At 72.1% G+C, this 9,310-nt stretch carries 8 protein-coding genes; 6 read left to right on the plus strand and 2 right to left on the minus strand.

Going from position 1 to position 9,310, the window contains the following annotated elements:
- Nucleotide 1: 1 nt before the first annotated feature.
- A complete protein-coding gene (locus GA0070622_RS06605; protein WP_245666136.1) occupies nt 2–847 on the minus strand; it encodes an ABC transporter ATP-binding protein in 846 nt (281 codons plus the stop codon).
- 287 nt (nt 848–1,134) lie between these two features.
- Here GA0070622_RS06605 and GA0070622_RS06610 point away from each other — a divergent pair, with 287 nt between their 5' ends.
- Nucleotides 1,135–2,163 (plus strand): ABC transporter substrate-binding protein, encoded by a 1,029-nt coding sequence (locus GA0070622_RS06610; protein ID WP_091570164.1) that lies wholly within the window; start codon nt 1,135–1,137, stop codon nt 2,161–2,163.
- A gap of 102 nt (nt 2,164–2,265) precedes the next feature.
- Nucleotides 2,266–3,108: an ABC transporter permease gene (locus GA0070622_RS06615; protein ID WP_091570168.1), complete on the plus strand. Its 843-nt coding sequence runs from the start codon at nt 2,266–2,268 to the stop codon at nt 3,106–3,108.
- A 53-nt stretch (nt 3,109–3,161) separates the two neighbouring features.
- Here the strand turns inward: GA0070622_RS06615 and GA0070622_RS06620 are convergent, their stop codons facing one another.
- Complete coding sequence (locus tag GA0070622_RS06620) at nt 3,162–4,343, minus strand: ABC transporter substrate-binding protein (RefSeq protein WP_091570173.1); 1,182 nt, start codon at nt 4,341–4,343, stop codon at nt 3,162–3,164.
- A gap of 447 nt (nt 4,344–4,790) precedes the next feature.
- Here GA0070622_RS06620 and GA0070622_RS06625 point away from each other — a divergent pair, with 447 nt between their 5' ends.
- From GA0070622_RS06625 to GA0070622_RS06640, 4 genes are all read left to right on the plus strand, one after another.
- The gene (locus tag GA0070622_RS06625; RefSeq protein ID WP_091570178.1) at nt 4,791–7,877 is read left to right on the plus strand and encodes a sensor histidine kinase; all 3,087 of its coding nucleotides are present in this window, start codon (nt 4,791–4,793) and stop codon (nt 7,875–7,877) included.
- A complete protein-coding gene (locus GA0070622_RS06630; protein WP_013288588.1) occupies nt 7,874–8,281 on the plus strand; it encodes a roadblock/LC7 domain-containing protein in 408 nt (135 codons plus the stop codon). The genes GA0070622_RS06625 and GA0070622_RS06630 overlap by 4 nt, the downstream gene beginning before the upstream one ends.
- Before the next feature lie 64 nt (nt 8,282–8,345).
- Nucleotides 8,346–8,708 carry a DUF742 domain-containing protein gene (locus tag GA0070622_RS06635; protein ID WP_030501578.1) on the plus strand — a complete coding sequence of 121 codons (363 nt, stop codon included), beginning with the start codon at nt 8,346–8,348 and terminating at the stop codon, nt 8,706–8,708.
- Nucleotides 8,689–9,306, plus strand: a complete 618-nt coding sequence (locus GA0070622_RS06640) for a GTP-binding protein (RefSeq protein WP_091570183.1) — start codon at nt 8,689–8,691, stop codon at nt 9,304–9,306. Before GA0070622_RS06635 ends, GA0070622_RS06640 begins: the two co-directional genes overlap by 20 nt.
- Nucleotides 9,307–9,310: the final 4 nt, after the last annotated feature.

Below are 9,310 nucleotides of genomic sequence, written 5' to 3' on the forward strand. Positions count from 1 at the left end.
GTCACCGTCCTCCCGCCGCCGCGGCCCGCGGCGGCGTCTCGGTCGACGCGGCCGGCGAGTCCGCCGGGCCGGCCGACGCGGGTACGCCCGGGGCGTCCCGCTCCATCAGCAGTTCGTGCAGCTCGGCGCTGATCCGCGCGACGTCGGCCAGGTGCGCGTGCCGGCCCAGGGTGCGGGGCCGGGGCACGGTCACCTCGACCACCTCGCGGATCCGGCCGGGGCGGGGGCTGAGCACGACCACGCGATCGGCCAGCAGCACCGCCTCGTCGATCGAGTGGGTGACGAAGACGATGGTGGCCTTCGTGTCCATGTGCACCCGCTGCAGCTCCCCGGAGAGCTCCTCCCGGGTCAGCGCGTCGAGCGCGGAGAACGGCTCGTCCATCAGCATCACCCGGGGTGAGCCGATCAGCGACCGGCAGAGCGAGACGCGCTGCTGCATGCCGCCGGACAGCTCGTGCGGCAGGCGCTTCTCGAAGCCGCCCAGCCCGGCCATCTCCAGCAGCTCGCGGGCCCGGTCGCGGTGCTTGGCCCGGCTCCAGCCGAAGATCTCCACCGGCAGCAGGACGTTGTCGAGCACCGTGCGCCAGGGCAGCAGGGCCGGCCGCTGGAACAGCATGGCCACGTCCCGCCGCGGCTTCGTGATCGGCGTGCCGGCGACGGTGATCTCGCCGGCGGTGACCGGCAGCAGACCGGCGATCATGCGCAGCAGCGTGGACTTGCCGCAGCCGGACCGGCCCAGCACGGCGACGAACTCACCCTCGGCGACGTCGAGGTCGATGCCGCGCAGTGCCTCCACCCGCCCCGAACGGCCGTCGAAGGTGCGGGACACCCCGGACAGTCGGATCATCTCCCGCCGGCTCCCTTCCACCGTCGTCGCGAACGTGAGCCGGGTTAGCGTAGCGGGGATCGTGCTTATAGCACCGTCCGGGGTGGACGTCAGTCCGCTTTCCGTCACGCAACTTCGTTTCCTTTCCGCAACCCGGACGGTTGCGGCGCGTCATCAGCCTTCTCGTACGCTGTTGCGCGCGAAGAGTCCCCTCACGACGGTCCAGTCGGCTGCCCCTCCTGCCGACCCCGTCGGACCCACGACCCGACCGGCGAAGAAGTCCTGGTCGGAAAGGACATGGTGCACTGATGAGAAGGTTGACCCGTACGGTCGCCGCCGCGGCGCTGGCGACCGCCCTCGCCCTCGTCGGCGGCTGCAGCAGCGACTCGGACAAGTCCGAGGGCGGCGGCGGCAACGGCGCGGCGCTGGAGAAGGTGACCTACCTCACCTCGTTCGGCAACTTCGGCCGTGACTCCTACGCCTGGGTGGCGAAGGACAAGGGCTTCTTCAAGGAGGCCGGCTTCGACGTCGACATCAAGCCCGGCCAGGGCACCGGTTCCGTCATCCAGACCATCACCGGCGGTCAGGCCGACTTCGGCCCGATCGACCTGACCGGCGGCATCCTGCAGCTCGGCAACGGCCAGGCCAAGGACTTCGTCGCGGTGGCCGCGATCCAGCAGCGCACCATGGCGGCCATCGTCACGGTCGAGGGCAAGAACATCGCCACCCCGAAGGACCTCGAGGGCAAGAAGCTCGCCGACACCCCGACCTCCGTCGTGCGCAACCTCTTCCCGACGTACGCCCGGCTGGCCGGCATCGACGGCAGCAAGGTGACCTGGGTCAACGGTGAGGCGCAGGGCCTGATCGGCATGCTCGGCTCGGGCTCGGTGGACGGCATCGGCCAGTTCGTCGTCGGCCAGCCGACGGTCGAGGCGGTGGCCAAGAAGAAGCCGGTCGTGCTGCCTTACAGCAACGTGATGCAGGACCTCTACGGCAACGCGCTGATCACCTCCACGAAGATCGCCAAGGAGAAGCCGGAGATGGTCAAGAAGTTCACGGCCGCTCTGCTCAAGGGCCTGGAGTACTCCCTGGAGCACCCGGAGGAGGCGGGCGAGATCCTGAAGAAGAACGTGCCGGCCGCGAACCCGGGCGCGTCCGCCGCGGAGCTGCAGCTGATGGCCGCGTACGTCCGGTCGAGCAACTCCGGCACCGCGATCGGCACGCTGGACAGCGGCCGGGTGGCCAAGAGCATCGCGCTGCTGCAGGGCGCGGGCGCGCTCAAGCAGAACCTCACCCCGGACCAGATCATCGACTTCAACCTCGCGCCGAAGGCCTGACCGGTCGGCTCGGGTCACGGGGGTGCGCCCCGCCGGAACACCCGGTGGGGCGCACCCCCTTCGCGTGCCGGTCGTCCTGACCGGCCGAGAGAGGAGGACACGTTGACGCAGTTGACCGAGGCCCGGCCGGGGGCGCCGGAGGAGCCGGCCCCGACCGCGCGGCCCCGTCGCGGCCCGGCGGTACGCCCGGCGGCGGTCGGGTTGCCGGCGCTGGGGCTGGTCATCGCGGTGGCCGCCTGGTGGCTGGTCACCTCGGGGCTGCACCTGGTGCACCCGGTGGCGTTGCCGCCGCCGCAGGACGTGGCCCGCTCGCTGGCCGCCACCACCGACGTGCTGCTGCCGGCGCTGGGCATCACCACCTGGATGACCCTCGCCGGCTTCCTGCTCTCGGCGGCCGTCGGCGTGCTGATCGGGATGGCGCTGGCCGCGTCCCGCCGGGTGGAGCGGATGTTCGCGCCGCTGCTGGTGGCGGTGAACGCGGTCCCGAAGATCGCCTTCGGTCCGCTGCTCGTGGTGGCCGTGGGTTTCGGCCAGAAACCCATCCTGACGATGGTGTTCCTGCTCTGCTTCTTCCCGATCGTGCTCTCCACCGCCACCGGGCTGACCACCACCCCGGCCGACCTGGCGGAGCTGGGCCGGTCGCTCAACGCGTCCTGGTGGCAGTCGTTCCGCAAGGTGCGTTTCCCGGCCGCCCTGCCGCAGATCTTCGTCGGCCTCAAGGTGGCCATGCCGCTGGCCGCGATCGGCGCGGTGATCGGGGAGTTCTACTCGGACCGGCCCGGCCTGGGCTACCAGATCCTGCAGTACAACGGCGTCGGCGACACCGCGACCGCCTGGGCGGCCATCGTGCTGGTGGCGCTGATGAGCATCGTGCTCTACGCGGTGCTGAGCCTGATCGAGCGCCTCGCCCTGCCCTGGGTCCGGGCCACCACCTCCGCCCGCTGACCCACCCCGAGGGGAGGTGGGCCCCGGCGCCGGGGCCCACACCCCCACGGTGACTACCCGGCGAGCCGCCAGCGACCACCACGAGCGACAAGCGTCGTCAACGCCTGCGGCATCAGCCCGGAGTGGTTGTCCGGGGTCATCCGGATCGGCCCGGAGAGGCCGTCGAGCTGTGCGGTCTCCAGGACGTCGCGCAGCGCGTCCCGGTTCACCTCGCCCGGCTTCCCGCCGGCGCGCTGCTCGGCGTCGGCGATGAGCTGCACCGCGTCCGCGGCGAACGAGGAGAAGCCGTTGTAGCCACCGAACCGGGCGGTGTAGTCCTGGAACCACTGCCGGCGGGCGGCCTTGGCCGGGGTGGTGGCGATGACGTCGTCGATCACCATCGTCTGGGTGAAGATGAGCGTGGCCTGCTCGGTGGAGCGGGCCGACGGGCCCAGGAACAGGTCACCGGCGGCCGAGGCGTCGAAGAAGAACGAGCCGCCGAACTTGCTCTGCCGGGCGGTGGTGGCGGCCAGCGTCGCCTGCTCCGGCGTGGTCCAGAGGACCAGGGCCTGCGGCTTCTTGGCGATCAGGTCGCTGATCTGGGTGCTCACCTCGGTGTCGGTGGTGCGCACCGACTCGGCGCCGACGAGCCGTACCGAGGTCTTGCCGAACTCGCGCCGCAGCGCGGTCAGCCCCTCCTGGCCGTAGCCGTCGGCGCTGTGCAGCACGGCCACCTTGCGGATCTGACGCCGGCTCAGTTCGGTGGTGAGCGCCGCCGCGCTGTCGGCCGCATTCGGCGCGAGCTTGAAGACGTATCGGCGCTGGCCGACCGGCTCGGTGACCGCGCCGGCGGAGGCGAGCGCGATGGTGGGAATGCGCTTGTCGCCGATCGTGCGGGCGGCGCCGACGGCGCATTCGTTGCAACTGCCCATGATGACGGCGCTCACCTGTGCGTCACCACTGAAATCGTTGATGTTCCGCAAGGACTCGGCCGCGTCGGAGCGGTTGTCCTTCACCCTCAGCTTGATCTGCCGGCCACCCAGCGCGCCCGAGGCGTTCAACTGGTCGACCTTCAGTTCCAGAGCCCTTTGGTAGACCTTGCCGATCGGCGCGGAAGCGCCGGAGAGTTCGAGGTCGGCGGCGATCACGATCGGGCTGGTGTCCTGCGGTTCCCCGCCGATCCCACAGCCGGTGAGCGTGGTGGCCAGCACGGCCGATGCGAGCACCGCGATGCGCGCGGAGCGGATGGGGCTCAACTCAGTCCTCCAGGTGCGGCGCGGGTCGACGCCCGATCACCGCCGCTCGTCCGTCCTCAGTGGAGGAACGGGATTGGTGTGCCGTACGGTGTGCGCGAAGCCTGCAAAACCTTGCCAATGCCGGGCCCTGTGGTCAAGCGCGGACGCCGGAAGCCGTTTCGGGACGCTCATCCCACATGCTGGGGACACGAAACGTTAACCGACAATTACTGCCCAGATGCGCGTGACCACTCTGGAGTGACATCCCCTGTTCAGGGGGTTGGAGAAAAGAAGGTATTAGGTGATCGGATCTCGGGTTGAGTCGACCCCGACCGTTTCCTGCCTCACTGCGGCTTCCCAAACAGGATCTCGTCTGATGAAATCGCGGCCGTGCCGCGCGTGGCGCTGGCCGCTGCACCAGGCACGGGTCAGCGGGTCGCGCGTGGAAGAAACGACGGAGGCGATGTCGTGAGCACCGGACCTACGACCCTGCCCGGGAGCCCCAACGCCGAACAGCGGAACCGGCGACGGCGCCTGCCCAGGCTGCGCGACGCGCGGATCCGCTCCAAGCTCGCCCTCATCCTGGTCGTTCCGGTAGCCGCTGTCATCGCACTGGCAACTATCCGACTCATTTCCGTGGGCCAGGGCGCGTACGAGGCGGACCAGGTCCGCGCGCTCACCGCGGTCTCGGTCGACGTCTCGGCGCTCACCCAGGACCTGCACAAGGAGCGGATGGCGGCGGCGGCCTTCCTGGCCGACCCGGAGCAGAAGCCCGACGACTACAACCTGCGGGTGCGCCGCACGGACGAGCGGATCGCGGCGTACCGCGAGGAGCGCGACAAGCTCGGCGACGTGTCGGCCGCGATCCGGGACCGGCTGAAGGTGATCGACGACCACCTGGCCACGCTCAACGGCACCCGCCAGGAGGTGCTCGACCGCCTGCAGATGCCGGTGGCCGAGGCGAGCCTGCGTTACGGGATCGTCCTCGACGACCTGGTCTCGTACGGCGACGCGCTGGCCCAGCAGCCCGGCGCGGAGAGCCTCGCCGACGCCCGCCGGGCGGTGGCCGCGTTCGCCCACGCCAAGGCCGAGGTCGCGGAGGAGCAGGCGGTCGCGTTCACCGCGCTCGCCGCCGGCGGCCGGATCGACGAGGAGCAGTTCTCCTCCTTCGTCGCCACCCTGACCGGCCAGCAGGAGGCGCTGCTCGCCTTCTCCCGGGCCGCCGCGCCGGAACAGCGGGGCCTGGTGGACCGCACCGTCTCCGGCGACGCGGTCCAGCTCGCCGACCGGGTCGCCAACGACCTGTCCCGGTCGGTCGGCAAGCCCACGCAGGTCACCCGGGACGAGGCGTCCGCCGCCATCGGCGCGGTCGACGACCTGATGCGGTGGGCGGAGATCCAGCTCCTGGACGAGCTGCTGGCCGACGCCGACGCGGTGCGCGCGGACGTGATCCGGCAGGCCTTCGTGGAGAGCCTGCTCGTGCTGCTCACCCTGGCCGTCGCCGTCACGCTCGCGGTGGTGCTCGCCCGCTCGCTCAACGACTCGCTGCGCCGGCTGCGTGAGGGCGCGCTCTCGGTGGCCAACCACGACCTGCCGGACGCGGTGAGCCGGCTGCAGAACGTCAACGCCATCGGCGACGGCGGCGTGGACGAGATCGTCCAGCAGGTCCGCGACCCGATCAAGCTGTCCAACCGGGACGAGGTCGGCCAGGTGGCGGTGGCCTTCAACGTGGTCCACCGCGAGGCGGTCCGGGTCGCGGCCGAGCAGGCCGCGCTGCGGACCAGCGTCTCGGCGATGTTCCTCAACCTGGCCCGCCGCTCGCAGAGCCTGGTCGACCGGATGATCGGCGAGCTGGACGCGATCGAGCGCGGCGAGGAGGACCCGAAGCGGCTGGCCCAGCTCTTCGAGCTGGACCACCTGGCCACCCGGATGCGCCGCAACGACGAGAACCTGCTGGTCCTGGCCGGGGCCGACTCGGCGGTGCCGCGCCGCGACGACGCGCTCCTGGTCGACGTGCTGCGCGCCGCCCAGTCCGAGGTGGAGCTCTACAACCGGATCGAGTTCGGCACGGTCGACACCGACATCTCGGTCGCCGCGCACGCCGTCAACGACGTGGTCCGCCTGGTGGCCGAGCTGCTCGACAACGCCACCCGGTTCTCGCCGCCGAACACCTCCGTGGTGGCCGACGGTCGCCGGATCCGCGACTACGTGCTGATCCAGATCGAGGACCGGGGTCTCGGCCTCAGCGACGAGCAGCTCGACTCGCTCAACCGACGCCTGGCCGCGCCGCCGACCGTCGACGTGGCCGCGTTCCGGCTGATGGGCCTGGCCGTGGTCAGCCGGCTCGCCTCCCGCTACGGGATCCGGGTCGAGCTGCGCCGCAACGTCGAGGGCGGCACGGTCGCCCAGGTGACGCTGCCGAACCCCACCGTGGTGCTGCCGGTCAACCGGGGCCAGGCCCCGCTGACCCGGCCGCGTCAGCCGCTCGCCGTGGAGCAGTCGCCGTTGAGCCAGGTCGGCGCCGCCGACGCGCTGGCCGGCGCCGGCCGGGGCGCGACCGCGACCCTCGCCGAGCAGTGGCGCGGGGCGACCACCCCACCGCCCGCCCGCTGGCAGGCCCCGGCCGAGGCGCGGGACACCGCCGCGCCGGTCGTGCACCTCGGCGGGGCGACCGGCGCGATGCCCACCGTCTCCAGCCCGGTTGCCGCCGCGCCGACGACCGCGCCCACGCCGGTGTCCGGCGCCGGCTGGTCGGCGGGTGGGCCGACGGTCGCGTACCCCGCTCTGGACCCGCTGCCGCAGCGGGCACCGAGCAGCGACACGGCGGCCACCGCGGCACCGCCGGCCTACCAGCCGCTGGCCGTGCCGCCACCGGCGGAGCCCACCCCGGCCGCACCGGTGGTGGCCCGGCCGGAACGGCCGGCCGAGGCGCCGATATTCCGGGAGATGGAGGCGGTCTGGTTCCGCTCACACGGAGAGGACGAGACCACCATCTTCACCCGGCCCCGGTTCGACGAGCCGCCCGCACCGACGCAGCCGGCGGCGCCGTCACCCGCACCGGTGCCGCCCGCAGTGCCGGAGCCGGCCGCGTCGATGCAGCCCACTGCCGCGACGCGACCGCCGCTGCCCACCCGCACCCCCGGCGCCCAGGCGGCCGGGATCACCACGCCGCCGCCGTACAGCCCGCCGCCGGTGCCGCCCACCCGGCCCGCCGCGGCGGCCCCGCCGCCGGCGAACCCGGTGTCGCCGGCCCCCGCGCCCGCCTCGCCCGTCGACCCGGAGGCCTGGCGGACGGCGGCCGACGAGGGGTGGACCCGGGCCAGCCGGGCCGCCGAGCCCACCACCGGCGGCACCACCCGCTCCGGCCTGCCCAAGCGCGTGCCGCAGGCCCAGCTCGTGCCCGGTGGGATCGAACCGAAGAGCGGGCGGGACCGCAGCCGACGTACCCCGGACGAAGTGCGGGGGCTGCTCTCCGCGTACCACCGCGGCGTCCAGCGGGGCCGTACGGCCGGCGCCGACCCGACCAGCACCTCGACCAAGGAGACGAACCGATGAACAGGCCGGCTGCCATGCAGGACATGGGTTGGCTGCTCACCAACTTCGCCGACAGCGTGGCCGGCATCGCCCACGTGGTGGCGGTGTCCGCGGACGGGTTGCTGCTCGCCTCCTCCCGGGACCTCCCCGGGGACCGGGCCGACCAGCTGGCCGCGATCACCTCCGGCGTGGTGAGCCTGACCGAGGGCGCGGCGCGGATGTTCAGCGCCGGCGGGGTGTTGCAGACCGTGATCGAGATGGACAGCGGATACCTGTTCCTGATGTCCATCAGCGACGGCTCGTCGATGGCCGTGCTCGCGGCGCGCAGCTGCGACGTCGGTCAGGTGGGCTACGAGATGGCACTGCTGGTGGAGCGGGTCGGCCAGGCGTTGGTCCCGTTGCCGAGGGACGCCGTCCGGTCCTGACCGGGCCGGTCGACCTGGTGATCCGGAGCCGCTTCGGCTCCGTACGAGGGGAGGTGATCGCGAGTTGGAACCGCGACGTGATCCGCGTGGCGCGCTGGTGCGACCGTACGCGGTCACCCGGGGCCGCACCGAGCCGTTGCAGAACATCGCGCTCGAGGCGGTGCTGTCCAGCACGCCGACGCAGTCGGCCGAGGCGCGCTTCGCCGGGCACGACAAGTACCGCATCTCCTCGGTCTGTGAGGGCCGGGCACAGTCGCTGGCGGAAATCGCCGCTTACACCCGGATGCCGCTGGGCGTCACCCGGGTGCTGGTCGCCGACATGGTGGCCGAGGGCCTGCTGACGCTACACACTGCCGCTCCCGCGACGGGCTTCGCGGCGCGCATGAACCTGCTTGGAAGGGTGCTAAGTGGACTTCGCGAACTATGACCCCGACGGGGCGAACCGCGGCCGGGAGATCATCTCCGCGAAGATCGTGATCGCGGGCGGCTTCGGGGTGGGCAAGACCACCCTGGTCGGGGCGATCTCCGAGATCCAGCCGCTGACCACCGAGGCCCTGATGACCGCGGCCGGGGTGGGCATCGACGACCCGTCGAAGGTGCCGGGCAAGGAGACCACCACGGTCGCCATGGACTTCGGGCGTATCACCATGGCCGAGGACCTGATCCTCTACCTCTTCGGCACCCCCGGCCAGACCCGGTTCTGGTTCATGTGGGACGAGATCATCCGGGGCGCGGTGGGCGCGGCGGTGCTGGTGGACACCCGCCGGATCACCGACGCGTTCGCGCCGCTGGACTACTTCGAGAACCGCAAGCTGCCGTACGTGGTGGCGCTGAACCGCTTCGACGACGCGCCGCACTACGAGCTGGAGGAGATCCGGGAGGCGCTGGCCATCTCGCCGGACGTGCCGCTGGTGATGTGCGACGCCCGGCGGCGGGAGTCGGTCAAGCAGGTGCTGGTCACGGTGGTGGAGCACGCCATGCTCCGGCTCCAGGCCGAGCACGGCTTCCCGGCCTCGGTCGGCTGAGACC

It is taken from the genome of Micromonospora sediminicola (genome assembly GCF_900089585.1).
Lineage (GTDB): Bacteria > Actinomycetota > Actinomycetes > Mycobacteriales > Micromonosporaceae > Micromonospora > Micromonospora sediminicola.

Coding starts and splice junctions, on each gene's coding strand:
- GA0070622_RS06605 (WP_245666136.1), bottom strand. CDS start 847: ATGATCCGACTGTCCGGGGTGTCCCGCACCTTCGACGGCCGTTCGGGG.
- GA0070622_RS06630 (WP_013288588.1), top strand. CDS start 7,874: ATGAACAGGCCGGCTGCCATGCAGGACATGGGTTGGCTGCTCACCAAC.
- GA0070622_RS06610 (WP_091570164.1), top strand. CDS start 1,135: ATGAGAAGGTTGACCCGTACGGTCGCCGCCGCGGCGCTGGCGACCGCC.